This window comes from Paenibacillus tianmuensis (assembly GCF_900100345.1).
In the GTDB taxonomy this organism is placed as follows: Bacteria; Bacillota; Bacilli; order Paenibacillales; family NBRC-103111; genus Paenibacillus_G; species Paenibacillus_G tianmuensis.
Map to the genome: position 1 here is coordinate 1 of NZ_FMTT01000002.1, position 26,933 is coordinate 26,933.

20 protein-coding genes and 1 pseudogene are annotated in these 26,933 nt (G+C 50.5%); 2 read left to right on the forward strand and 19 right to left on the reverse strand.

Annotated elements, in window-relative coordinates; genetic code table 11:
* Nucleotides 1-343, forward strand: a pseudogene (locus BLO51_RS01740) (hypothetical protein); the annotation flags it as partial.
* A 575-nt stretch (nucleotides 344-918) separates the two neighbouring features.
* Here the strand turns inward: BLO51_RS01740 and BLO51_RS01745 are convergent.
* From BLO51_RS01745 to BLO51_RS01835, 19 genes are all read right to left on the reverse strand, one after another.
* Nucleotides 919-1,929, reverse strand: coding sequence for a hypothetical protein (locus tag BLO51_RS01745; RefSeq protein ID WP_090666203.1), 1,011 nt, complete (start codon nucleotides 1,927-1,929; stop codon nucleotides 919-921).
* 56 nt (nucleotides 1,930-1,985) lie between these two features.
* Complete coding sequence (locus BLO51_RS29645; RefSeq protein ID WP_090666205.1) at nucleotides 1,986-3,275, reverse strand: phage tail tip lysozyme; 1,290 nt, start codon at nucleotides 3,273-3,275, stop codon at nucleotides 1,986-1,988.
* 42 nt (nucleotides 3,276-3,317) lie between these two features.
* The gene (locus BLO51_RS01755) at nucleotides 3,318-4,415 is read right to left on the reverse strand and encodes a hypothetical protein (RefSeq protein WP_143006802.1); all 1,098 of its coding nucleotides are present in this window, start codon (nucleotides 4,413-4,415) and stop codon (nucleotides 3,318-3,320) included.
* A gap of 22 nt (nucleotides 4,416-4,437) precedes the next feature.
* Nucleotides 4,438-6,369, reverse strand: coding sequence for a PAAR-like protein (locus BLO51_RS01760; RefSeq protein ID WP_143006803.1), 1,932 nt, complete (start codon nucleotides 6,367-6,369; stop codon nucleotides 4,438-4,440).
* A gap of 15 nt (nucleotides 6,370-6,384) precedes the next feature.
* Entirely contained in the window at nucleotides 6,385-7,923 is a 1,539-nt protein-coding gene (locus BLO51_RS01765) for a hypothetical protein (RefSeq protein ID WP_090666209.1), read from the reverse strand.
* A 62-nt stretch (nucleotides 7,924-7,985) separates the two neighbouring features.
* Nucleotides 7,986-10,841 (reverse strand): NlpC/P60 family protein, encoded by a 2,856-nt coding sequence (locus BLO51_RS01770; RefSeq protein WP_090666211.1) that lies wholly within the window; start codon nucleotides 10,839-10,841, stop codon nucleotides 7,986-7,988.
* A gap of 20 nt (nucleotides 10,842-10,861) precedes the next feature.
* Nucleotides 10,862-11,386 carry a hypothetical protein gene (locus BLO51_RS01775; protein ID WP_090666213.1) on the reverse strand — a complete coding sequence of 175 codons (525 nt, stop codon included), beginning with the start codon at nucleotides 11,384-11,386 and terminating at the stop codon, nucleotides 10,862-10,864.
* A gap of 26 nt (nucleotides 11,387-11,412) precedes the next feature.
* Nucleotides 11,413-12,045 (reverse strand): hypothetical protein, encoded by a 633-nt coding sequence (locus tag BLO51_RS01780; protein WP_090666215.1) that lies wholly within the window; start codon nucleotides 12,043-12,045, stop codon nucleotides 11,413-11,415.
* Between the two features lie 31 nt (nucleotides 12,046-12,076).
* Entirely contained in the window at nucleotides 12,077-12,850 is a 774-nt protein-coding gene (locus tag BLO51_RS01785; RefSeq protein ID WP_090666217.1) for a DNA and RNA helicase, read from the reverse strand.
* A gap of 10 nt (nucleotides 12,851-12,860) precedes the next feature.
* Nucleotides 12,861-15,509, reverse strand: coding sequence for an acetate and sugar kinases/Hsc70/actin family protein (locus tag BLO51_RS01790; RefSeq protein ID WP_090666220.1), 2,649 nt, complete (start codon nucleotides 15,507-15,509; stop codon nucleotides 12,861-12,863).
* Between the two features lie 25 nt (nucleotides 15,510-15,534).
* Complete coding sequence (locus tag BLO51_RS01795; protein WP_090666222.1) at nucleotides 15,535-16,233, reverse strand: iron-dependent peroxidase; 699 nt, start codon at nucleotides 16,231-16,233, stop codon at nucleotides 15,535-15,537.
* Nucleotides 16,224-17,501: a normocyte-binding protein gene (locus tag BLO51_RS01800; protein ID WP_090666224.1), complete on the reverse strand. Its 1,278-nt coding sequence runs from the start codon at nucleotides 17,499-17,501 to the stop codon at nucleotides 16,224-16,226. Before BLO51_RS01800 ends, BLO51_RS01795 begins: the two co-directional genes overlap by 10 nt.
* 6 nt (nucleotides 17,502-17,507) lie before the next feature.
* The gene (locus BLO51_RS01805; RefSeq protein ID WP_090666226.1) at nucleotides 17,508-19,223 is read right to left on the reverse strand and encodes a serine/threonine protein phosphatase; all 1,716 of its coding nucleotides are present in this window, start codon (nucleotides 19,221-19,223) and stop codon (nucleotides 17,508-17,510) included.
* A gap of 6 nt (nucleotides 19,224-19,229) precedes the next feature.
* Nucleotides 19,230-20,081 (reverse strand): PP2C family protein-serine/threonine phosphatase, encoded by an 852-nt coding sequence (locus BLO51_RS01810; protein ID WP_090666227.1) that lies wholly within the window; start codon nucleotides 20,079-20,081, stop codon nucleotides 19,230-19,232.
* Nucleotides 20,081-20,611, reverse strand: a complete 531-nt coding sequence (locus BLO51_RS01815) for an FHA domain-containing protein (RefSeq protein ID WP_090666230.1) — start codon at nucleotides 20,609-20,611, stop codon at nucleotides 20,081-20,083. Before BLO51_RS01815 ends, BLO51_RS01810 begins: the two co-directional genes overlap by 1 nt.
* A 51-nt stretch (nucleotides 20,612-20,662) precedes the next feature.
* Nucleotides 20,663-21,214, reverse strand: a complete 552-nt coding sequence (locus BLO51_RS01820) for an FHA domain-containing protein (protein ID WP_090666232.1) — start codon at nucleotides 21,212-21,214, stop codon at nucleotides 20,663-20,665.
* A gap of 27 nt (nucleotides 21,215-21,241) precedes the next feature.
* Nucleotides 21,242-21,685 carry a DnaJ domain-containing protein gene (locus BLO51_RS01825; RefSeq protein WP_090666234.1) on the reverse strand — a complete coding sequence of 148 codons (444 nt, stop codon included), beginning with the start codon at nucleotides 21,683-21,685 and terminating at the stop codon, nucleotides 21,242-21,244.
* Between the two features lie 89 nt (nucleotides 21,686-21,774).
* The gene (locus BLO51_RS01830; RefSeq protein ID WP_090666236.1) at nucleotides 21,775-22,200 is read right to left on the reverse strand and encodes a membrane-associated protease 1; all 426 of its coding nucleotides are present in this window, start codon (nucleotides 22,198-22,200) and stop codon (nucleotides 21,775-21,777) included.
* A 122-nt stretch (nucleotides 22,201-22,322) separates the two neighbouring features.
* Entirely contained in the window at nucleotides 22,323-24,494 is a 2,172-nt protein-coding gene (locus BLO51_RS01835) for a zinc-binding metallopeptidase family protein (protein WP_090666238.1), read from the reverse strand.
* 415 nt (nucleotides 24,495-24,909) lie between these two features.
* Here BLO51_RS01835 and BLO51_RS01840 point away from each other — a divergent pair, with 415 nt between their 5' ends.
* Entirely contained in the window at nucleotides 24,910-26,931 is a 2,022-nt protein-coding gene (locus tag BLO51_RS01840; RefSeq protein WP_090666240.1) for a VWA domain-containing protein, read from the forward strand.
* The last annotated feature ends 2 nt before the right edge of the window (nucleotides 26,932-26,933 follow it).

Sequence of the window (26,933 nt, forward strand, 5' to 3'; positions counted from 1 at the left end):
CCGAAAGGGGGAGCCTCATCCCTTGGAGCAAGTGACGGACGAAACAGATAGACAACGGATTCGATTGACTCTTCAGGCCATCGAAGGATTTGTGATGTGCAGTTGTATTGCGATGGGACTGGTGCAACTGATCGCCTTGCGTTTTTCCGAGCGGGTTCCCGGCCTCTTCTTTCGCTATTTGAGAACCCCGTCCAAGACCATCGTTTCGGAAGCGACCGTGACGGTATATTTACGCAAGTCGATTTTTCGCCTGTTTGCCCAAAATCCGCATTTATCCATAACGAAAATAATCCGTTCCAAGCAGGACACCTCTATTGTTGACGCCGATTTGTTGGCTTCTTAAGCGTGAGAACTTTTCACTGTCCAGTATGTAACCGGGCAAATTATATTTCATTGTATATATTGTATCTTGTCCGACATTGATGTAGCCTTTGTAAACAAATTCAGCACCACCAAAGATCGCTCTTTGGGGAGAATCCCACGGGGCCCAATCACCAATAATAAAAACAGGTCAATCATGGTGGTATCTGACCATAATCGACCTGATCAATGTAACTCTATAGCGTTATTTAAGGGATAAGATTCAAGCATTGATGTGCGTACAAATGAAATGGTGAAATCTTCATACGGGTATTACATGGGTTATATGTGTTATTAGTTGAATGATGGGTTCATTCGGCACTGGTAGCCCCACCACCAAAAAGAAACCTTGAAAGGCATGAAACCAATCAAGGTGAACTTTTCAAAAAGACACTTATTGCGGAAGGTATTTTCCATTTACAAACTTTCTTACAAATCCCTGTGCCGGAAATTCAGGATGATTAAACTCCCTTAATCACCCACAGCAATTGCATTCATACAACTTTGTCTCATGCTCACTCAAAATTGTGTATGCCTTCATTTCTTATACATAATCGTCTAGAATTTCTTTGAAAGATAGTCCAATACAGTTTTTATATCTTTATTGTTACCGGAATCATTTATTTCTTGGGTCATATCACCGTCGACATCGAACACCCCATCAGTATTTTGAGTGAAAATTTTTGCTGTTGATGAAGAAATATCATCGTCCACACCATAAATAATAATAATATCTTTAAGTCCGTCCTTGTTTACATCTTGAAGTGAAACAGCATAAAAATCCACATTGTTTGGTATGGCCCAAGTAAAATCATAAAGAATATCATCTTCTTTATTGGTTAAATATGCTACTGTAGGTATATGACTACCTCCCATTATCTTTCCTGATGCAAACTTGACATTTCCCCAAGAATTTAAATCTACTGAAAAACATTGATCTTTAAAAGGATTAAAACCGTCTATATCTTTAAGGTTATATGGTCTAAAAAGAAATGTTCCATCTAAAGATTTTTCTTTGCTATTTTGTGATTTTTCCGTATAATTAATGGTCGCTTCAATCTCATCGTTTGATTTAAAAACCAATTTAATATTTCCCTTATCCCCATTCTTATCATTAAACTTGCCTTCTGCAATGCCATTATTAATTGTTCCAGTTAAACTCCCTAAATAACCTAGATGATCTGGTAAGTAATAGTAATAATCTGGAACAGATATAACAAGTGTTGAGAACTTTCCTTCTATTTTTCCATTTTCAATTTTTGAAATGCTAAAGGAAGAATTATTAGCTTCATTAGTCCAATTTTTTATGACCCATACCTTTTTGATATATTGACTGTAATCAATTGCATCAATGCTATTCACTGATGGAGAACTACTTGTTTGTGTTGGCATCACAGTCGCAGGTGCAGTTGAAGAATTTGGAATACTAGTTCCATTAGTCTTGCTCATTGTAGTAGGATGATTTTCAGAAATATCAGATTTATCTTTAATACTTGCGCAGCCTGTTAAGCCAACATTAAAAGCTATAATACATATTATTGATATGGTGGTCAAGAGTGTTTTTTTCATGTATTATCTCACCTTTCTTACTAATTATATCACTAACCAATGAATGATTTGTTCTATCATTTTCTAAAGAAATCGTACCATTTATTAGCATATTCAACTCTTTTTGTCAACGCCTTAGAACCTGGAGCATCACCAGATCTTTCAAATGACCCATGGAACACCATTGCCAATTCACCTACGTCGTTATGAGAATTAGTAAACTCTGAAACAGTCATTTTATATGGTGAACTATATTTTGTAGTTGGTATCCATTCTCCACCATAATTTTTTCTCTCTTCTTTACTGCCTGTTAAATTTAAATTAATTAGCAAAAACTCCAGTTGTTTATCCATGAGTTGTTTAGGGTCATTTTGGGCCATTTTGTTAGCACCTTCTGCGTCAAGACCCGCCCAATTTAGGATTTTATTCCCAGCAGGTGTCCATTGGACTAGACCATACCCACAACCCTTTCCTGTTTGATTCCAATACTGCCATGCACCGGGATTAATACTTCCACTTTCCCATTGCATATTCCCAAGCAATGCACTAATAGCCTCTTTAGACCAACCTGAAAAATACTTATAAATATATCGCGCGTTCGCTTCCATTTGTTCTTGAGTCAAACCACCTCTGTGTTCACCCGAAGTAGTGGCGGCAACAGCATATACTTTTCCATCACTATTACCCGTCCCCTGAGCCGGTTCATTAGCGACTTTATTAGGTTCTTTATTAGCTTCTTTATTAGCTTCTTTCTTCTCCTCCTGTTTCGGCTTCTCCTGTTTCGGCTTCTCCAGCTTCGCTATAATCTCTTGAGCCTGCTTCGTATATTCAGCTTTTGCGGATTCCGGACTCGCATACTTTTCCCTATCCTCGTATGGGATGAATTCGTTATCATCCACATAATACCACTTTGCCGTCAAATCATTCAAAGCTTTCGCATCATCCGGCCACTTTTCCTTCATATTTTCAATCATTTTCAGCTTATCTATAATTCCTTGTTCCGTTTCACTGGCAAATCGCATGACTCTTACGTTGCCGACTTCGTTCGCTTCCATCCATCGCAGGGTCTGCTTTTGCATTTGTTGCTGCGCCCATTCAGGGAGTGTGGTCATTTGCCGCAGCTTATCTCTGAGGGCGTCCGCCAGTTTCTTTGCTTTTTGCATAGCGATTATATCACCGCTTGCTTCCGCAATGTACCAAGCTTCCTTATATTTTTTGACCCATTCCTTCGCCCAATCCGGATACGTTAGATTCTGTTCCTTCTGTTCTTCTTCATAATCGTATTCGTCGGCCTTTCTGCGGGCATTTGCCGCGGCCAACACTTTGATCACCGAAGTATCGCCAAATGTCGGTTCTTTCCACTGCATGTTTGTTCACCCCTATTTCTTTGAATATCCGCTTCATATAGTCTAGCGATTCACATACTTCACTTGTTCCCCGTTAATCGTCGCTTGTACGGTTGAAGGATATTCACTTATGAACGGAGGCAAATGGGTACGCATTCCGTAAAAAAACGCGTCCGCGAATACCTTTTCATCAAAATCGACTTTCTCCGATATGTACATGTGCCAATCGCTACCTAGCCACTTTTGCCAGTCGCTATTCTTTTCAGCCTCCGTAAATTTTAACTCGACATTATTTTGTACCATGACTACGTTCTCCACTTTGCATCCAGGGCAGTAAAAGAGAATAGGGATTCGTATTTTCTTTTCATCAACATAACGCTTAATGGACTGTTCCAAGCCTGCCCCTACCCCCTCAGCACCGGCGACAAAATCAATTTCTTTCGAAAACGGATAGACGTAATCGCTATAATTAAAAAATGGCGGGGCTGTTTTCGTAGGCGGCAAGATTAATGAATCCTTACATGGTTCCATATATTTGGCCAATTCGTTTTCCCAAGTCTTACGATTCACTTCAACAGCCCTATTTCTTGGACTTACTTCTGTAAAAGGTATTTGGATGTTACCGCGTTTTATGTCACCTACCATGGATTTGTAAAATTTCGTCACTTTATTATCAGGAAAATCAGTAACCCCATGCAAAACACCGGTCCGCTTTGAATGGATAATTGTGAATAATAAAGAATTCCCATATTTCTTATTACTTGTCACAAATATTGGATTATCTTTCATATAAACAGTCTGTTCTGGTTCATTAGCTTCAATCGATTTCTTCGTCATAATAAAATGAAGCAGAGGAAATATTCTGGGTCCCGATTTATAATCGACGTTACCCTCATACTCCGAAAATTGCCCCCGCTCTTCCAATTCCTTTTGACACGCTAGCATTTTATTATTTGTGGAGCTAACATTATCGGGTGAAATTGATTGGTTTGCTTTACTATCTTTTTCTTTAGCATCGGTTTTCAGGCCGGTCGTATTTGTAATAACCGTTTTTGTGCCGGCTTCATTACCTTGTGGGGGTTGTGGATCGATTTTCCCCTCACAAGCGGTAATAATTGAAAGAATGAATACAACAAGCATCCATTTCGCAGAATTCTTCAAAGTACTCTGCCGCCCCTTTCTTTTAAGGAAATTCATAGTATCGACTCACCGACTTATATTGAGGTTTCCCGCTTACTTCGCGGTTTTTATTTACTTCGTCAAAAGTGCCTACACTTCCATCCGCAGTATCATAAATAATGACTTCTCCTTCTTTCTTATATCCTATGACCACAATCCAGTGTGAAGCTCCATTAACACCAATAAGCACAGGATTCCCTCGATCAACTGCCCCTTTAGCCTCGGATTCAAAATCTGTATTGTTATATTTGTAACTACAATGCCCAGGTTGAGCCAAACCAATAGAGTCCCACTTTAGTAGCCCTCCTGATGTGAATTTTGCTTTATTTTTATAACGACCGGGGTGTGGTTCTACTCCATTCGGCCATTGCCCGTTGGTTTTCCAGGCATTAATGGCTGCAACTCCCGTTATCGTACATCCAGACTTTTTCATCGTATCACTTCCGATTTTCTCATCAGCGTACCTTTGGTCTGATTGACTATACAACGGGAAATTTTGCAGGTTCGGAATATAACAAGCTTCTTTGTTCAATAGCGGGTCCCGATTAATAGCATCATGGGCAGATATGATACCATTCTCAAACTTACCGCCCTGAGTATTTGCCTGTGAATTACTGGATTTTTTTGCTCCACTACTACTACTACTACTACTACTAACCTGCTTCTCCGTATTTACATTATTTATCTTGTTATAGGCTGCGTTCGCTTCGGAACGAGTACCGTATAAAATGCTCTCTGCAAGAAGCAGTCGTTCACTTGCCCACTGATTACCTCCCGGCTTCAGGGTTAGATTGTACAAATATTGCGCCTCATTCTCCCATGCCTCGCGATCGTAAAACCCGTTCCATGCCCTGCCCTGATGATTATTGTATGTCGAAGAAACCCGGTTCCGTTCATCGGTCAAGATTCTCCCGGCTTCTTCAAGACTGTGATCGTCCGTAATCGTTCCGCCAAGCTTGCGGGCAGCTTGTCCCAATTGCACGGCCTGAATTTTCTTATCCCTATCCCCTGCCTGATGGGCCTCCTGCCACTTTCGTTTGGCCATATAGATATACTCGTTCGCAACCATGCGCTGCGCGGTTTCCACATCATCGTCCAGCAAAATCGTTCCGCCCATTTCACGGCCAATTCGGGCCAGCTCCTTAGCGTCCTCTGCCTTGCCTTCCGCATACAGCTTCTTCGCGGCCAAAATTTTATCGTTGCCGACCAAACGGCTTACCTCTTTCGAATCGTCCTCGCGCGTAACGGTTCCGCCGATTTGTCTGCGAATAAAGTCCGCCGTACCCGCTTCTGTCCCACCGGGCTTCCAGTCCTTCTTGAGCTTTAACAACATTTCGTTAGCCGCCATATTCAGCAGCAAGACTGCTTCCGCTTCCTTCCGATCCTGCCCGGCCCCCGCGTCAACCGTCTGCCCTTGTCCGTCATCGGTAATACGGATCTGTCCATTGTACATGCAGCTTACCATACAGTAGCTTAATAAGGCTTGATCCTGCCCGACAATGACATTGGGTTTGCCCAGCGCCATCCACGGCGTTCCGATCATGGGCGAACACGGCATCGGTCTCAGTTGCCCATTGATGGCTTTGGTTGCCTCGGCTACGGCGGGATTATTCAGACTCGAACAGTATCCAAAAGCATCCACGTTCACATACGGCTTCGAATCGGTCACATTCAACTGGACTTTATCATTGATATAGACTTGGCGATTCGCAGGAGCCTTCAGCCGGCTTTCCTTGCTTCCGCACGAGCAGGCTACTGTGGCTCCCTCCACTACAAAACTTCGTTCGACTCCACCGCTCCCTGCCTTTCCCAGCTCCTCCATTGCCATAAGCAGCGGTGCTTTTCCGGCGCTTAAATCCCGTTTGATATCGGCGATACGTTCGGCTATGGTCTGCTTGCGTTCCTTGACTTGAGCGCCCGTCGTAGCCTTGGTCATGGTGCTCCCTCCCGCCTAATTCATTTTCACCTTGGTTCCACGTATCTTGGTTTCCCCGTCCATCTCGATCAAGCTCGTTTTGGCCTTCATCCCGATCGCTTCTTGCGCTGTGATTTGCACCGAATTTCCCGCCTTCAGAATCAGATCGCCGGCAGCCTTGACCCGGATATCCTTGCTGCTGCGAATTTCAATGCCCTTCTCATCGATCAGACGAATCAGCATTTCATTGTCGTTACCGGTAATGATAATTTCGTTTTTCTCGAAAATAATCGCCTTCCGGTGCTTAGTCATGAAAATTTTGACTGCCGGGTCGGCTATCATGTCCCCGCCGCTAGTTCTCATTCGAACGGAGTGCGTAACGATACCGTCTCCTTCCTCTTCCGTAGGAAAATAAATATGGACGTAGTCCTTGATTTCCGGCATACAGTACCACCCCGTATTACCTTCCGAGGTATACATCGAGGCATGAGGAAATAATATCGCTTGTTTCGGTGAAAGTTCGTTGGTGCTTTCAATCTCTTCAAAATCCACCTTCACCTTGTCTTCTATCACTTCAATCACGCGCCCTTTTAGAGACGCCCCTTGAATCTGCTTGTTAGTCACAGGCTTCCGAAGCAAGCCGGCTTTAGACGTGAGAACGCAGTCGTGATTCCAAGCGGTATCAAAAGTCGTGACCGCGCGATACACGTATAAATCCAACTCCTTCTCCGTATTGCTCGCGATGTCGGCCGAACGGCCAAACTTGCTATCATACCCATTCAACTGAGAGATAGTCGGTTTCTCATCGGAGGGCGGGAAAAGCAGCCTTAGCTTTATCTTTTTTCCCGGTGTATAAAACGTCTCTATATCGGTCGTACGAACGGTGTAATAAAGTAAATTTTGTTCGCCGTCTTTCCCGAAGGAACCCAGCTTCCGGGTGACGGTGTAGCGATACGTTTCCAGCTTCCCGTCAATCACATCCTCCTCCGGCAAACCGAAATGCACATAAGGCTGATCCCTGGTGATTCCAGCAATAAGTCCCCATTCCAGCCGGGAAGCCATTCGTTTCAAAAAGGCCCAGTCCGTCTCGTGATATTGCAAGACGAACTTCTCCAGCTTTTGGCCTTGCAAATTGCTGCTCCATTGAACATCGGGATAGTTGATATGCTCCGTATATTTTTTGTAATGATCCAGCACGTCCTGAATCAACTCGTCGTAAGTCATCTGTACATTCTGGAATGACCGGCTGCGCGGCTTAATATCCAATTGATAAGTCAAAGACACGGCGGATATGGTCAAGAGATTTTGCTCCGATTGTACGCTCATCTTGCTAATCGTTCCTGTAAACAGGGGCGTGAAGATTGTCTTATGGTTCACAACACTATCATAGCCGATTTCCAGCAGACTTCCCGAATACGCGCGATCCATCAGTTGAAAAAATGCTTCCTTCTCGTAGCCTTTTAGAGATCCTGTAATCTGCGCTCGAGCATGTCTATTCATGTGATTTACGATTTTGAGCTTTACTCCGGTTAATGCAATCGTTTTTCCATTGTATTTAATGACAGGAAGATTCATGTAGGAGGACTCCTTTTTTAGCAAAATCACAGTCGCCTGTTCTCTTGGGAGGCAAAGTTCAATTAATCCGAATCCAGCACGATACGTTTTATTCGAATAATACCGTTGTTATAGTAATCCGTATTGCATGATTTTTCATTGACGTACCCTTCGCGCGGCAAATATCTCTTGTCGCCATTTTCATGGATGAGCATGCAATCCCCTTGGTACATCGCAACATGGCCGCTGAGCAATAACAAATCTCCAACTTTGACAGTCGACCAGTCAGGCTTGGAATTCCTGACTTTGTTATAAATGTCGCTTCCGATTTGCTGTTTGTACTGCGCCCCGGAAGAAGCATCCAGGTCAATCCGAAGCACGTTTTTGTAGACGAATTTTGTAAATTGATCGCAAGATAATTTAAGAGGAACCGCCCCTTCCGTTAAGCGTAGATCGTAAACGTCATTGGGCCAGCCTTTTATCTCCCAATGATAGGGTATCTTATATTCTACATTCCCATTGGCATCTGTGGTTGGAAGAAACTGTCTTGCGAAGCTTTTGAGAGCTTCGCGTTTTTGTTCGGGACTTGCCTGATCGCCTGCATAGGGGTCCGGGCCAACCCATTTGTATTTCGTTTCGGTTGTAGGAACGCCTTCTCCGTCGCGATAGTTGAACGTCCCGTCTTTAACAAGGTAGCCGGTATTCGTTCCCGGAGTTGGCGGAGAACCGGTATTCGCCCCCTGATTCGGGGAGTGGCTGGTATTCGTTCCCTGATCGGACGATTGGACCGATGCCTTAACCTCTTTCTTTCCTTCCGAAGTTTTCGGCCAAGGCGCAATGCCATTAGCTACTTGATGCACGTGCATTTTAAGCAGTTCCAGCGAAGTGTACGTTCCGACCAAGCCGTACTGTTTGGAAAAATCGTACAAGCTCTCGTTCAATTCAGCGTCATAACTATTGTTAACCGCAAGCTTGTACTTAAAATCGTTGGGATACATAGCCGCTATCTTATTGAGATTCTCCCTTGCGCCGCGGTCGCTCATTCCGTAACGATCCCTGATCTTGTTGGCCTCTTCTTCGATGCTCTTAAGCTTCTTTCCTGTTTGTTCGCTGTCTGCCGCGGGGCCGTTTTTTAACTCCCTGTATTGATCAGACAGCTCCTCCATCCGGTTAGCATCTACGTAAGAATCCGTTGTGCATTCACGCATCATAGCGATATATTTCACTTTATCCCGCAAAGAATCGGCCAGTCCCCGGTAATACTGTTTATCCGCTTCTGTTCCGGCTGCATCGGCTTCATACCACCGGCTTGTATAATCGTTCAATTGCTTGCGCGCCCAGTCAGGCATACTGCCAAGTTCGCTTAGCTTGTCACGTACCTCTCTCGCCCTTTCTTCCGCCGCCTTCATGCCTTCGGTATCGCCTTCCGCTTGAGCCTGATAATAGGCGATCTTGAACTTCTGCAGAAGAGGCCTGGACCACGAAGGGTAATAAGCTCCTTGCCGCAGTTCATCTGCCATGTCTTCAAAAGCTTTACGCTCCGCCTCCTGTGCCGGCAGCAATCGGATGGCCGATGCTTTATGATGGCTTTCCGTCTGTTCTCCGTCCATGCGAAAGCGGCTCATCCTGCTGTCTCCGTTGATTTCGTTCTCTGCCGACAGCTGCACCTTATGGCCATACAGGACCAAATCCACATCCGCAGCGAACGTAATATCTCCTTGACTGGATAAATCAATGCCCGTTTCTTGATCGATTCGAATATGCATCGCGTCATCGTTGGTCGAGATCACCATCCCTTGCTTCCCGAAGCGGATTTGTTTCTTCGTTCGCGTACTGAAATATTTCGTATTCGGGTCGGCTGTCATATCGCCTCGGGCGCTCTGCGGGCGTTTTCGGAACGAGTGCTTAACGACCGCTTGCTCCTCTCTGCAGCTCGGAAAATACAGGTGGACCGTGTCTCCCGGCTCAGGCGTACAATGCCAGCCTATCGTCCCGCCTCCCGTATAAACAGTAGGATACGGAAACCAAACCGCTTCTTCCTTCTGCACTTCATCGTCTCGATCCAGTTGAAGCTTGACATGCTCTCCCTTGACATCTATAACTTGCCCTTCCAAGGAAGCCCCGACCAACCGGTAATTATCTATAGTTTTGCAGGTGAGTCCCACTTCGGGAGTAAGGGTGTAGTGATACTCCAACATCCCTTTTCTCATTACAGCAGACGATTGCGTGACAACGAAGGGCCGATTCTGGAATTTGACCACGTCGCCTATATCGAGATAGAGGTCTTCTTCCACTTCATAGACCGTCAACTCGCGCTGCATAGGATGTCGATACGCCGTAAATTTAATCCCTTTCAACTTGTGGGTCGTTGCTCTTCTCGGAATGCCGAAACAAAACTTGGGCACATCGACGGTCGCATCCGCAACCAATCCCGTACCGAGCCGCGAAGCCGCCCTTACAAGAAACTCCCAGTCGGTTTCCTGATACTGCAGCAGAAATTGGGCGATCTTCTCGCCTTCCGTCTGATCGTTGCAATCGGAGCCGTGGTATCCTCGAATCACCTTGTCCACAACATTGGAGTAAGTCATACTACTGTTTTGAAAAGATCGAACCTCTGGCGTTTTATCCAGGAGGCATGTATACGACAACCCTTCAACATTCATCCAATACACTTTGCTATGGCGTTCAATCGTGATCCGGGTTACCACTCCTTTAAAAAGACAGCGTACGCCCTCTTCTTCATCCAGTTCATACACTTCAATCGATTCTTTGGCCCCAGCCACATGTACATAATTGTCCTGCTGATCCTCCGGAATTTGCGCCGTCAGGCGGATGCTTCCGTGACCGTTGATTTTTTTCGTGATTTGCAATTCGAACCATTCTTGAATCTCGTAGGGTCCCACGATCTTCAGGTTGCCGTAAGTTGCTTTTCTTGCCACCGTCGTCACTCCACTTCTGCTTATCGGATGAACTCAAGTCGAGTCAGTTGTATCCCCTGCGGATTTAGACTTAACGCAGATTCGGCGGTATCCACATCGACAACCAGATAAGGCTCGATGGTGCCAGCAATTTGAAACACCTTATAGCTGCCGATTTTGGACGAATCGAGAACGAGTTTGTTTATCGCGCCATTCTTATGCCATTCCGTTTCGGAACTGAGGCAGGAGACGGTTTCGGGCGCCAAGAACCAATAGACGGTTTGCTTGGATTGCTGCAGATCGGTCAAAATGACCAGTTTATATAAAATGTCTTTCTGACAGCGCTCCAACGCCTCTTTGAGACGCTCCGATACTAACGGGTAAGGACGTTCTATGTAATCGAGGTATTCATCCGACCCGCGTGTATAAAATTGCAAGCTCTCGTCCTTCAAAGCATAGAACCGTTCTTGGTAGCTTGCGCTTTTTGGCGAAAAAAACTGGGGGCCACCTACGGGCCGGGCATAGTCCGCTATTCTTGTATCCTGAGTCAGAAGATAGTATTCCACCGGCTAGTTCTCTCCTGCAATTGAAATTATAAAATTTCTTGGGAACGTACAGGCTTCATCGTGGGTTGCACGCTCAATTTCTTTTGATAAACCAAGTCCATTCGACCTTTATATTCGCCTGCATACACTTCCAAATCATCCTCGCATGCCAAGTCTTGAAACTCCGGCAGTTCTGCGGCTAACGGCATGACCTCTTGCGCCAAATAAACCACATAGCGGTTCAATTCGGCAGCTTTCTGCAATTTGATTCGTTCCACATCGGGCGCAAAGATCTTGTTCATATACAGACGACTTTTCGCCTTCCATTCGGCTTCCAATCGTTCCAAACGCCCGAAAATCCAACTTGAATCATAAGCTATACAGCATGGGTCTTGGTCAAAAAACCAGTTCCGGTCATAAGCATGAACCATATGTTCGAATTTATTTTCCATAATAAACGTCCGGCGCATGGAGTACGTAATGTATCCGATTGCGCCTTTTTCCCCGGCTGACTGCTTCTCGCGTATATTCATGCAGAGTTGGCGGAACGACTGAATAAACTGTTCCGATAAATCATCCTTACAAGAATGATAGTTGCGTTCGAGCTCATCCAATTGCTCCTCGTAGGCCAGTTCGACGTAAGTATCGTAAAAATGCCGCAATGCTTCCTGTCTATTCATTTGGCCGCTCCCTTTCGAGTAACCTTCATGGCTACTCCACAATCATCCGCCGCGGACCGCCCGGCCTTATTTCCGGCCCCCGGCGGTTTCCGCCTTGAACGTCGTCCAAGATGCGTCCCAAATATTTGTGAATCTGCCCGTTGTCGTACGCCTTAAAGCCCATGCCAAGCCGGGTCCCGATATAATGCAGGATCAGCTCGCGGTCGACGGCTTCCTGACTCATGCACTGCATCGCAAAGGCGATGTCGTACGGGTTCGTGCTGCCCCGGCTGAGCAGCTGGCTGGCAAAATACCGCAGCAACGCAGGGTGAACGCTGCGCTGCCCGACGCCCGCATAAGCCGCATGGATAACGTTCCACGTATTGAACTCGGTGGCAAAGTCCGCGAAACTCTGGTACTCCGACCGCAGCTTCGCGCCCTCCTTCAGCTTGAACCGCCCAAGCTCCAGCTCGCTGCCGCCGGCGGCCTCCTCGTCCAGAACGAGCTCCGCGCCGTACACCGTATAATCGCTTTGCTCCTCCGCTGCGTGAAAGCGGACTTTGAGCACGGTCTCCTTGCCCGTCGCAGCGTAAGGCACCTGCTGCTGCTCCTCCAGCGTGTACAGCCGGCCGCCGTGCTTGACGATCCCGCAGCCGACCACAAGCTGTTCCGCTTCCACTCTTACATCGACTCCCGCTACAATGCCGTCCGAGTACGACTGAAAATACAGGTCCGCGAGCTGCCTCGGGTAATCCCTCAGGCTCTCCAGCATCTCCCGCTTCAGAATCCGGCCTTTATGAAAATTCGGATATATATTGGAGAACATGCGCTACCTCCTATTTCCAGCCGTCAAAGAAATCAAGCTCCGACAGATCGTTTTCAAATGCAAAAAAGCGCTTGCTTCCCAAGTACAACTGCTCGTCCTCCCGCGCGACCGGCACCACATGGAAGCCCCACTCGTTGTCCTCCGCGAACACGAAAAATTTGACCTCGCCGTTCTGGATGGAGTCCGTGTCGTCCTGCGGAATCTTGGCCCCGTACCGTCCGGCGATGTCCTCGTAGCGGATCGGCTCGAAGCTGCCCGGCTCGTTGGCATACGCGTACTTGTGACGCACGGCGCCGTCGCTTCCTTTCAAGAAAAACTCCACCTCCTTGACCTCGAACGGCCGGGAGATGGACCCTTGCACCTGATTCAGCCTTTCCTGGCTGCTGATCAAGAGCTTCTCCTGCCGGCTGTGGGTGAAGGCGCTGACGGTATAAGGGACAACCGGCGCATGATTCGTAATATAGGCCTCGATCGTGCCCGCCTTCCTCGCGCTGAGATAGCGGATCGCGCCCCGCAGGCAGGCCAGCTTCAATTCCGGAACGCTGTCGCTCTCCTCCGTTTTTTGCCGGAATTCGATGCTGCGGCCCGGGACGAATTCCTTCAGCGCTTCGCGGAAGCTGTCGATGCGGCACGATTGGCCGGTCAGCTTGATGATGGAATATTCCTGCAGCCGCCCGTCCTGGTAGAAATCTTCCAGGAACTTGCGCACGATGTCGTAAATATCCGCTTTGATCAACTGGTTGATCTCGTTAATATTGAACACGACGCGGGGGAATTCGTAGATATCCTTCATGCGGCCATTCTCGTAGGCGGACAGGCACCAGCGGTCCACCGCCGTAATTTTCAGATCCTGCTCCTGCCGGTCCCCGGTCTGCGAATCGAACCGGTTGCGCAGAATGCCCGTCTTGCGGAAAAACTCTTTCTTCATGCTGTCGGCGATTTCCCATAAAAAGTAATAATTACTTTTTACCCGCAGGTATTCTTCGCGCGTCCGGTTTTCGTAATCCTTGAACCGGGTCGGAATGATGCGTTCCGCCTCCCGGTAGCGCGCTTCGAATTGCTCGTAAACCGATTCGACGCCGAATTCGTCCACATGCCGGAACAAATCGGGGCCAGGAATGCCGATCAGGCTGTCGATATCCGGCACGCTGCCGCCCTTGGTGTAATAATCGGCAAAGACGATTTTCATGAACTGCAAAATCCGGTATGTAATGTTGTTGCCGCCAAAATTGGTGTCGCCGTTCTCGTAGGCCGTATGAATATCCAGCTTGTAGGAGATGTGGCCGTCCTCGATCCGAAATCGGCACGAAGACAAATCCGTCGTTCCTCCGCCGCAGTCGATGACGAGCGCATTGTACGTTTCGCCGTCCATAAACGTATTTTTCTCGATCTGATCGGCGATCGTATTGAACAGCACGGCCATCCCTTCGTCGAGCGCATCCTCCGATTCGATACGGTAATCCGGCAGCAGCTCCGCGAACATTTCGGCGAACTGCGTCTTCAGCTTCACGGGGCTGGAAATGTGCAGCTTGCGGAAGCGGCACTTGAATTGATGCTCCGCCGTTTCGATCACGTGAAGCAGATAGGCGCGCAAAATGTCGTTTCTGCGGACGACCGTCGTATTCCCTTGTCCGTCCACAATTTCCTCGGGAAGCTTATACCGGTTGACCCATCGCTTGATACCGTGAAAGACGGTAGCATGGCCGGTATACCCGTTCTTCTTCATAAATTTCATGGCTTCATGGCCAAAATAATAGTTCACCTGCTGGGTATCCGAGCAGTCCGCTACGGCGACAATCGTCGGCAGCAGCTCGATCCATTCCTCCCGTTTACCGCTGACCGCCGGGAATTTCACCAGATTGATGCTGTTCAACCGAAGCGTTCCGTTCAACAAATCGTGGCGGGAGGGGTTCGAAATGTAGCTGCTGTCCAGATAAGCGCCCGCCGTTGTGTTGGACGTACCGAAATCGATGGCCAGCACCGCATCGGTATCTTCCAGGTCCCTGATTTCCAGCTCCGGAATCGGAATCCGCCAGTAGTGCAGATTCGTAGGCGGCAGTGGCTTGCTGCGGGCGTAGGTCTGGTATACATATTCCGAATCCTGCTTGCGAAACAGCAGGAAGCTGTAATTTTTGTTCGAGGTGCGGCGAAATGTCATTTCCTTGGAAGCCGTCAGGCAGTACATACCCGGGTCCGGCCCGTCCTTGACCAGATTCATAATGCCGCACAGCTCCATATGATCGTTGATGAGCAGTACATTCGATTCGGTGGCGGTACCCGGAGCTTTGACCCGGTATTGGTCCTGTTTATCTACCCTAAGTCCGTCGTACAGCGTCACTTTAGCCGGAATTTGAATGCTGCCGTCATCCGGCAGCGGCGTATTCAAATACCGGGCGATCGCTACCTCCACGCGCTCCCATCCGTGCTCATCGAAGCTTTGGATCAGCAGGCTTTGCTCCGCGCTGCGGTATTTCAGAATCGTGCGGATGAGCGCCTCGCGGTCGAGCGGTCCCGAGAGCCCTTCGACCAGCTTCTCCTTATGGCAGATGCTCCGCAATTGCAGCGTCGTCATCTCCGACAGCTCGTCCCGCGTGTACTTGACCTTGCTCGTCTCTTCCGTGCCGCCGTTCTTCGGCGAGTTTAGCTTATACGTTCTCATGTCTCCGCTCCTTTCGTAGAAACCTCTAATAGATCGCGATATGATCCACCCGCATCGTGTCCTCAACGTCCACCATGCCGAAATGATTATCCCAATACGTCTCCGTATGAAAACGCACGGGCAGAAACAGGTCCTTGATCAGTTCCAGCTTCGCCCGTGTGATCTCATTCTCCCGCTGCCCCACATAGAACAACAGTTCGTCTTTTTCCTCGCAATTCGCGTAAATCGTCGAATGCTTGAACAATTTCCGCATCGTATCCTTCAGCAGATACACCGCTTCCCCCGTCTCGTACAGCCGCAGCAGATTGCAGGCCACAACTTCCTGCTCCTCCCGGTTCAGCAGCCTCAGCCGGTCCCGGACGCCGTCGCCGAACAGCCCCGCTTCCATATCCCGGAGCACGAACCGGATATAAAATTCCCGCTTGTTCATACCCTGCATGAGGTCGATATCGGTCAAGAAATGCATCGCAAGATCGAACAGCGTGCGCCGGAATTCCGTATCCTCTTGATTGTTAATATCGAACAAATCGCGGAAAATATCGTAAAACCGGTAATACGGATTCACTTCGACCGTACGCTCTTCGACGGTGCGGGCATTCAGCGTTTCGGTGCTCAGCTCCATATAAGGCGAGTACACTTTGGCGGGGGCAAAATAAAGGTCGTCCTTCGGCGTGCCCGCGTCCGCAGCCCGAATGACCAGATCCCATACGTAATTCAAGCCCATTCCCCTTCGCAGACGTATTCTGGAAAATACATTTGGATCTCGGACACGACAAAGCTCATCAAATCCTGCAAAATAAAGCTCTCGCTCCGGCGGGCTCTAAAACGGAGCCGCATCCGTTTTTTGTCGTTCTCCACCCTCACGTTGTCGCTGATGAACGGGTTCATCCCGTAGGTGACTTCCTCTCCGTCCGCCTCGTCCCTAATCTCGACCTGCACCAACTCGAGATCGTCCGAAGCTTCGAAGGAGCCTGCAATCCGCGCAATCTCGCCCTTCGCCCGAACGACGACCGGGTGCTTGCGGGAGAAGCGGCCGGTGAAGCTGCTTTTCCGCTTGTTCGAAACGAGCTCGTAAGCCAGACGGCCGAGCTTCGTAGGTGTCGGCTGCGTAATTTTCAGCACGTTCCAGTTCCCAGATTTGTCCTGCGGGGACACGATGTTCAATTCCTCCGGCATCCGCTTAATATACCGGATCAGCGCCTCGTCCCCGTCGACCAAATAGCCGTGCTGCGTCCCCGTCTTGCGCAAGGAGAGCACATGCTCGAAATTAATCCGGTCGGCGGCCGGCACCGGGAAGCCTACGTTTTTGAGCTCCAAGCGCTCAATGTTCCACATCGGCACCATGTCCAGCTTTTTGTACGCTTCGAATTCCTCCAGAAAAATCCGGACTTCAAGCAGCTCCTCCTCCGCACTTGTCGGCTGTTCCCCGCCGGTCCACAGCACGTCGAAAAACTTGCCCGCATATGGATGATTCACCGTCTTCCACGGCACGTTATTTTTTTGGAAAATAAAATAGAGCTTTTCCAGCTCGCGGATATACGTGAGGTTTTGCCGCAGACGTACCTGAATGGACCGGGTGCCTCCGGTAGTCACGATTTCTCCCCGGAACGTGCGTTTTCCGCGAAGCAGCTCCTTCAGCTTGGAGTAATCGCACTGCAAAAACAGCGTCATCAGCAGCGCCTCTTCCCCGCGCTGCATTTGCTCCGTCACGCTCCGCAGGTCGCACGTTTTCGGCTCGGTGTCGGCCGCAAGCATCGGGTACAGAAACTCGTGAATCGGATCGATCTCTTCCCGGGCACACAAGGTCACATAGATGTCGTGCCGGTCCTCCTGGTCCTCCACCTCGTTAAACACGCGCTCCTCCAGCTTGCGGTTCAAGTCCTCCTGATACTCCACTAGGTTCAAAAAGACGCCCGTCACAATTTGCTTCAAGAGCTTGCGCTGTTCGAGATCCTCTATTCGGTTCAGCCTGTCCAGCAAGATGTCTTTCATGGGAACTCACTTGCCTCCTCCCTCGGTCTTCTCGGCCTGACCGCCGCTTGCAGACGCTTTGGCTCCGCCTTGACCGGCAGCCCCTTGGTTTGCCGCGCCCGCTTCGCCTGCGCCTTGAGCTGCCGGAGCACGTCCGCCGCCTCCCGCAGCTCCGTCGGCTCCGGCCGGCTGGGGCGGCTGCGGAGGCGGATTCAGCTTCTCCTGGGCCTTCGTTATTTTCCGCTCGACGCCGAGCACCTTCTCCAGCATGTTGATTTCCTGATAAATCTCCTGCGCCATCGCGTAGGAGGTCACGGCCTGCTCATAAGCCTGCGCCGTATAGCTCTGGTCGCCCTTTTTCTCCAGCTTGTCGGCGTCCAGCTGCTTCTTTTCTTTAAACACGCCGGCAATCTTCGCATCTGCCGCTTCCAGCTTCGCCGCCAGCTCCTTTTCCCCGCTTGCAAAATCGGCCTGCTGCGCTTCCTTTTTCGCTTTCGCGTAAGTTTCCTTCGCACCTTCGTAATCCTGCGCTTGCAGCTTCTGATCCCCCTGCTTCATCAGCTCCGTAATTTGCTGGTAGGTGCGGGCTTTGGCGATTTTGGCCTCCAGATCCTTCTCATCGTATAGGCTTTGCTGCTTGGCTTCCTTCTGCGCTTTCTCGTAGCTCTCCAGCGCCTTGGCATAATTCCCGTCTTTGAAGGAGCCGTCGCCGTCCACGATGAGCTGCGCCGTCTTTTGCTTTTTGCCGATGAGCCGCATATGCACGACGTCGTTCACTTTGATCGCCGCATTGCGCGCCTCGCTGTACTCCTTAACCGCGTTCGGATAATCCTTCTCCTGCACCGCCTCGTCGCCGCTTTTTTCACGCTCGAAGATGGCGGCCGCCGCCTCCGCTTTGGCCATGGCGGTCCGGTATGTATAATAATAGGCTCCTCCTCCCAGCAGTAGGAGAGGAATCAGCACCAGTGCGATCCTTTTTATAATTTTCCATTTCTTCTTCGGGTCTTCCTTGAACACTTTGTTGACATAAACGGCCGCAGCCGTGTAATTCGGCACTTGCTTGTTCTGCCGGCTGAGCAGCACATCCTCCAGCGTATCGACAAGCTCCGCCGGCTCCTTGACCTCTTCCAGCGCATCCAGCATCTCCGCGCCGTCTACGTTCTCCCACATCCCCGGCGTACAGAGCAGCAGGACGTCACCTTCGGACAGCAGCGTCTTCTTGGAAACGAACGGCTCGAAAGCGCCCGGCTTCCCCAAATACCACAGCAGATTGTGCCGTTCCTCGTGCCTGTCCAGCCGATCCTCCGACAACTCTCCCGCCTCGGCCATCGACCGCGACAAGCTCTGATCCTTGCTTTTCGTATGCAGTCTTCCATTGCGAAATTGATACAGCCGGGTGTTCCCGGCCACCGCCCACACCATCCGGGTATAGTCCGTAGCGACCAGTGTCAGACTGACCTTACGCCGGACCCGGCGGCTTTCGATCTGCAGCAATTCGTGCGCTTCCCACAAATACCGTTTCAGCTTGCGCCGGGATAGCGTCGGGCGGTCGAGAAAGCTGCCAAGCACGCTCTTGACCGCCAGCTCGGCACTTTCTTTCTCCATATCGGAATCAAGCCCCCGGGCAATCACATAGCAAGCTTTATCGTCCTGCTCCGTAAACGCAAAATAATCCTTGTTGCGGATAAACGTTCCCGCCTCGGATAGAAAGCTCGTTTTGAAATCGCTGTTTTCCTTACGCATCGGGTTCTACCAGCCTTTTTCCAAAATCACGACCGTCGCATTGTCTTGGTGCGCGAGCTGCTTCCGCTCGACCGCTTCGATGATTTCCTGGGCGGCATCGTAGGCGGAAATCGGCTTGGACAAAATGTCCTCCAGCTCCACTTCCGTGAGCGTATTGTACACGCCGTCGCTGCACAGCATGACTTTGTCCCTCTTTTTCAGCCGGACGGGCTCCGTGCCGATCTCGATATTTTTGAAGCCTTCATAGCCCAAATAATTGACCAACTGGTTCTTCATCGGACTGTCCAGCGCTTCGTCCCTCGTAATTTCCCCGGATACGAAGCGTTCCTCGAGCACCAATTCCAGAATGTGCTTCTGATTGACGTCAATGAAGTCCCCGTTCCGGAAAATTTTGATGAGGCTGTCCCCCACCGCTCCCCAGTGAAGGTTGCCGCCTTCCACCACAACGGCGACCAGCGTCGTTCCGCCCTGCGCCCCTTTCAGGGTGTGCATGATTTCCGCATTGCTCGCTGCAGCCGCATTCGCAAAAAACTCGGGAAGCTCCCGAATATGCTCCAGCTTAAGAAACTGCTTGATGAACGTCGTCACGGCAGCCGTACTCGCCGCCCTGCCTCCCGACAGTCCGCTGATACCGTCGGCCAGAACGGCGATCGTCCCGTGCGGGCTGACGAAGGTGGAGAAATAGTCGTCCTGCTCCTCGCGCGTCCCGATCGTCTGTCCGTTGCCGATCTCGATCTTCGGAACAGCGCCGTCCTGATGAAGCAGACCTCTCCGGATGCGGAACAAAACCACAAGGACGCAGACGCAGGCCCAAACGATGACATAAGGCAACCATTCGTGTTGTTCCGGCATGCTCATCATTCCTTATCCGATTGATCTTGGTCCCACTCGAAATGCACTCCGCATAACGGAATGAACAGAAACTTGCTGTGGCCGAGCTGCACGACGTCGTACGCGGTTAATTCCACCGGCGTGTAGACCGCTTCGTTGTTATGGTAAGCGAGCCCCGAAGCATCGCCCGGCAGCAGGAAAAAGTTCCGTTTCTTCGGGTCGTACACGACGACCGCGTGATTCCGGCGGGAAATGGTATTGTCCCCAATGATCCGGATGTGCATATCCTCGGCCCGGCCGATGAAATTTTTCTCCGCCATGATCCGGTAATCTTGTCCTTGCTGCGGCCCTTCGATGCAGACAAGCCACCCGGTGACCGGCTCGATGCCTTCGGACTCCCCCAGATAAGGCATCGTCTTTTCGTCTTCCTGGACTCTTGCCGCTTTCTTGCCCTCGGATTTGGAAGCCGGCTCCACGACCATGCTGCAATAGGGGCATATGGTGCCGTGCTTTCTCGTACTGAACATGTGTCCGTTGGCGCATCTTGTCAAACTCATGGATATCTATTCCCCCGTCTGCTTCTTCTCAACGCTCAAACCCGAAATGCCTTACTTGACCAACAGCCTCGTATTGGCAATGTAAAGCGTATCGCCCGAATGCACTTGCTCGGGCGCGTCGCCGTTCAGCAGCCGCTTGCCGCTTTCGCCGCGTTTCTTGATGCCGACGCCGTTGCTGGATTCGAGGTCTTCGATATACCAGTTGCCGGAAGTGAAATTCAGCACCGCGTGCTGCTTGCTGACCAGGGCGGCATACTCGGTGCCCGACAAATCGATCTGCACCTCGAGATCGGAAGAGCTTCTCCCGACCAGGAGCGACGTCTCCCCGTGAATGTACCATTCCTTGATCCGTTCGCCGTCGTCGCCGAGCAGCGCCAGCTTCGTAATCGCCGCTTCCTTCTTGGCTTCGGGTGCCGACGCAGCCGTCCGCCCGTACTTTCGCCAGGCCATCCCCGCCAAGCCGATGATGAAAAAGGCGGCGACGAACAGCCTCAGGGCGACGTTGGTGTTCCATATATACGTATAAACCAGGGTAAAAGCCGCGACCAACGCGATCAACACGTTGACTACGGTTACCCATACGGATTTTTTTTCGCTCAACATTGGTTCCCCCGTTGGAACAGGATGTGCTTATTTTTTTCGGATGCCAAAATATTTCTCGAACATAGCCGTCGTATCGACCGGATTTTTCGTCTCGCTCTTGTTCTTGATCCCGGCTTCCCCGCTTTTGGGATGATAGCCGAAAAAACGCTCGAATTGCTTTTCCATATCTTTCAGATCAAACTGGGGCTGGCCGCTCTCGGCGCGCCGCTCCTTCGTCTTGGCACCCGCGCCGGATGACGAACCGGCTTTGCCTTCCTTCTTGCGGTCCAGACGTTCGTCGTAGGCTTGCCTCGCCGACGCGTCGGACAAGGTCTGATACGCTTCGGTCACTTGCTTGAACTTCAGCTCCGCCTGCTTGCTGCCGCCGTTGGCGTCGGGATGATGAAGCTTGGCGAGCCGCTTGTAGGCTTTCTTGATTTCTTCGGGGGAGGCGCTGCGTTCGACCTCCAGAATCTCGTAGTAATTGTTCATCGGATTCATCCTTACCGCCGGAAATGGAGAAAGTTAAGGGGCGAAACGGCCCCTTAACTCCTGTTGCTTGCACTAACTGGTCAAGCCGATTATACGGTGTATCCGCCTTCGATTGTTGCGAATTCCGTTTTGTCTTTCTTTTGCTTGATGAAGAGCGTGAACGTGCCTACGCCTTCCGTGTCGCCGAAGCGCTCTTGGTAATCCACGACGAACGCGTTCGGGAAGTAAATTTTGCGCACCACTTGGCTGGCAGCGATCACTTCCAGCGTCACTTTGCGGTAGCAGTCGGATTTCTCAGCCGGTACGAGCGACCACAAAGCAAGCTTCATCGTGTCGTCGGCGCTGTCGCCGTCCGTTGCGGTGATGATTTTGCCGGAGATTTTCAGGAACGCGCCTACATCCGTCGATCTTGCGTTCGAGTCGTTCGGCGTGTCCGTGTCGTAAATCACCGATTGAATGTTGTCCATGCCCAATTCGATTGTTTCTGCGCCTTCTACTTTCAGCTTGAAGCCCATTGATAAATCCTCCCTAAAGGTAAGTATGGTCCCCGACAGCGTCTGGCGCTGACGGGATTTATGTTGAAAGGGGAGCTTGCGAAAGCTCTCCTTTAACAACCGCATAAGTTTGTTCAGCATCGTTACGCTTTAACCGGGGTGGTCCCTTTCGTGATCATCACCTCAAGGTTCTTCACGTTGCCGTTGAACACCAGGTCGATATGACACATGTTGCTCTTATCGTCGATAATGTAGCTCATGTCGTCCCCGTCCTGAATGATCGAGTTGACGAACCCCCGCGTACCGAGCCATTTGCTCTTTTGGCTGCTCGGATTGTTGCTGAAAAATTTAACGATGTTGTCGTGTTTGAAATCGCCGGTCTGGAAGCGCAGGATGCGTTCGATGTACGTGCTGACCAGCGTCTTGTAGATCGAATCGAAGCCGTCGTCGGTCGACGCAAGGCTCCGCGCCTTGTAAACGGTAATGCGCTTGATGTCTTTGCCCTGCAGCTGCGCGTTCTCGGAAGAAAACACGAAGCCGAAGTTTTTCCGGTTGATCGAATCCTTGATGTTGTTCGTGAAGCCGGAAATTTCCTTCGCCATCGTCGTGACGGCACGCAGACCGTTCTCCCCGGCCTCGATATCGAAGCGCACGCCCGGGAACTCCCGGCTTATCGTCTTGAACGATTCGCGCAAATATTCCGGGCACTGGTAAGCCGCCACGACCCCCGCCGCCACATAGGCTGCGCCGACATAAACGCCCTCGATCCAGAGCTTCAGAATGTCTTCCTTCTCCTGCGACAACTTGACGCCGCCGTCCTCGGTTTGCAGCATTTTGCTGTCGATGACGACCCCGGACTTGTCCTTCGGAATAATCGTGAAGTTCGGCACGCACGGCACCGCGAACTCGCTGTATTCCTTGCGGACCAGCACGCCGCACTTGTCGATGTACTTGTCGATGCCGGCGGTCGCCATGCTGTTGAACGTCGTCTCCTCGCCGGTCTCGAAGTTGAAGAACACCTGCACCTTGAAGTCCTTGATCACCTGCAGCAGCATCGAAAGCGATTCCATCGTGTTGCCATCCTGCTTGGCCACCTTTTCGTTGCCTCGGAACCGCTCCCGGCTCACCTTCGAAGCGCCGGAAGAATCGAGCTGCACCGAAGGGACAATACCGAACCAGATCGTATCGGTGAAATCGTTCTTCGAGTTGACCGTGTTCAGGTACGTTTCCAGCCTCGGAATGTTGCTGCTTTTCACGATCATGTCCAGTTTGGTGTTCGTGATCAGCATCGAAGGCTGCATCCCTTTGTTTTTGGTGGAGTATTGCTCGAAAAACATTTTGATGCCCAACAATTTTTCCACCAAAGGCTTGACGGTCTTCACAAACTCGTCCTTGGCGTTCTTGTAGAACTCCAGATACGTGTTGTAGTTCTGCACTTCCTTCTCGGTATCGATCTCGCTCTGTACTGCAGGCAGCGGGCAGAACGTCCGTACGACCAGGTCTTTGACATAAGCGGATGGTGTATCCGACACGGACTCGTAATCGTCCTCGAATACGCCGATCAGGCCGTTCGTGCTGTTGTCGTCCGCGATCATGAGCTGCATCGTATCCGATTTCGGCGATTCGATAATTTTCAGTTCGCCGGAATCGCCGATCATCAGCATCCCGATCTGGATCGCTTCGGATTCGCTTTCTTCCTGCGCCCCTCCGAGCAGAAGACGGGTCTTGATGTCTTCGATCGCCAGCGGAAGCATGGCCATGACGTTGTTATAGTTTTTGCTGGCGTCCTCGAACATGATGTTGAGCTTGTCCCCGAGGTCCAGCTTTTTCGGATCACCGTCGTCCAATTTGTCATATTGACCATACAAATAATGGATTTCCTTACGCACTTGGCGGATGTCGTCCATTACTTTTTTCGGGGAGATCATGTCGAGCAGGTTCTCGAACTTGAAGTCCACGTTAGGAATGCCTTGGCTGCGCTTCGTGTCGATCAGCGTGAACAGCATTTTCAGAAAATCGTTGCTTTGGTCGATCTTGATTTCCGAAATGCTGTCCTCGGAAATCCCTTCCGGCTTCTTGAGCGTGTACATGACCTTCTGGTTGGCCGCATTGAAAAACGAGTACACGGTCGGCGAAAACTTGTCCAAAAACTCGTCGAAGCTGCGAACGAGCAGATGCTGGTTAATCTCCTTAATCGTATCGTCGCTTAAGCTGTCGATGCCTCTGACGTCCCCGACGATCGTGACGAGATCAAGCTTTTCCGGGTTGATCTCTTCGAAGAGCATGGTGCGGTTCGTTTGATTGATGATGTCCATTGAGTTGTCGGCTATAAAAACTTGCCGGAACCGGCGTATAATTCTTATAGCCTACTCCTTTCCGAGCATTTTGGGATGAAGGCCGAAAACACAGGTCTAATCATAGAGTTTCGTGTTTTATTTTGTCAACTATGGATTTTATAGTTATTTAATCCTAGACAATAAGGTACTATTTTCCTATTTTTGAGCAAACACATTTATTTTTTGGCCCTTCTGTTATATGCTGAATTAACCATATAAACCTACCCTTTTATTCCCTTTTTCATCATCTCCCCATCAAAACTGTGTCGAACTTAACAAAACTGTATTTTTTTACTACTTCCCATTGTACTACTTTTTTCGGTAAAGCAATACCGATAGTTTAGAGTATTTTTGGTGAACTTTCACACATTTTACAGATGAAGGGTGAGTTTTGATGGTTGGGGAAATGCATACAAGAAGGCGCGTCCCGGTCGGACTGCGAATTTTGGTGATCGCTGTCATGTTGGCGTTGCTGTTCGTCCCTCACGGATCGGCGTTTGCCGAAGGCGATTCGAATCCGGGATTCGACGCGGTGTTCGTGATGGACGTCAGTTATTCGATGAACGCCACGGACCGGGACCGGATCGCTGCGGAAGTCATCAAAATGTTTATGGACATGAGCGAGGCCGCCCGCACCCAAGTCGGGTTTGTCGCCTACAACCATAAAATCGTCGAGGCTCAGCCGCTCGCCCCGCTAACCCAGGAGGAGCAGAAAAATCTGCTCAAAAGGAAAATCGCGGAGCTGCGTTTTTCCGGCTATACGGATCTCGGCCTCGGGCTGAGCAAAGGGGCGGAGCTTGTCGGGAGCGGCAAAGGCGGCGGACGTCCGTTTATGATTCTGCTGTCGGATGGCGGGACGGACTTTGGACCTATTTTTACAGGAAGATCGGTCCAAGATTCGAACAAAGACGTGGAGCGAGTGATCGCGGAAGCGCAGTCGAAGGGCTACCCCATCTACACAGTCGGGCTTAATCATGACGGCTCGGTCAACGCGCCGCAGCTTGAAACGATCGCCGCCAAGACGGGGGGCACGTCGTTCATCACGGAAAGCGCGGGCGATCTGCCGGAAATTTTCAACAACATTTTCGCCAAGCAAATCCGCTCCGTGCTCGTCCCTGTCGCAGCCGTCACAGCCACCGGGGAACTGCAGGAAGTGACGGTCAACATTCCGAACGGCAGCATGAACGAAGCCAACATCGTGCTGTTGTCAGAGCATCCGATCGCCGAAACGCATCTGTACTACAATTCGAAAAACATCCGGTTCGTAAAATCGGACAAATACTCGCTGCTCAAAATTCCCCAGCCGCAAAAAGGCGCTTTTCTGCTGAAATTCAAAGCAAAGCCCGGGGATTTCGTGAAAATCAGCCTGCTCGGCAACTACGGCCTCAAGGCGGGAATGGAGCTTACCCAGCCGGTCAAGGGTGTGCCGTCGACCGTTTCCGCTTTCCTGCTGCATCAAGCGGACGGTAACAAGCTGGCCGACGCCGACGTGTACCAATCGATGAAGGCCGAGCTGATCGTGAAGGATTTGCAGACGAATAAGGAAGAACGGACGCCGATGAAGCTGAACGGAAACGGCTTCGAAACGCAGACCGTCTTCCGGCATTCCGGCAAGTATCAAGCCCGCGTGTTTCTGAGCAGCCCGGATTTTTACCGGGAGACGGCGGTCAGCGAGCTGGATATCGCGAACACGGCGCCCGAACCGATCAGCAGCGGAGCCATCGAGCTGACGAAGGAAGACGGAGACGCCAAAATAGATCTTAAGAACTATTTTCGCGATATAAATCAGGACAAGCTAAGCTATACGATCGCCTCCAACAGCAACGCCAAGCTGGCCGACTTCGCGGTGAACGGCGGTATGTTAACCGTCTCTTCCATGCACGCCGGCAAAGCGGTCCTGACGATGACGGTAACGGACGACGAAGGAGCTTCCGTCACCTCGGACCTCGTCATCAACGTGCACTCCGTCGTGCAGCGTTATTTGATTATCGCGGGCATCGCGCTCGCCGTGCTGCTGGCCGCTTGGGCCGTCTATTGGCTGCTTAGTCCGAAGCCCCGCTTCGCCGGAAGGCTGGAAGGATACTTCCTCAATACGGCGAGCGGCAGCGATATTCCGGTGAAGTACTGGCCTCTCGCTTCGTTCGAGAAGCGGCAGATCAGCCTGCGCGAGCTGTTCGCCAGCCTCGACGTGAACGAGCCGCTGCCGGAGGCGGAGCGCATCATCATCGAAGCCGGGAAGAACGGCACGTTCCTGCTCCGGCACAACACGCGCTGCACGATTGAAAAGGGCCGGACGCCGATCCCCCGCAACAAAAAGGAATCGATCAGCTACAACGAGAAAATTTATATCACGTTCGAGGACCGGCTGACGGAAATCGAGCTGCGGTATAAAGAAGTAAAACCCAACGCCCTGTAACG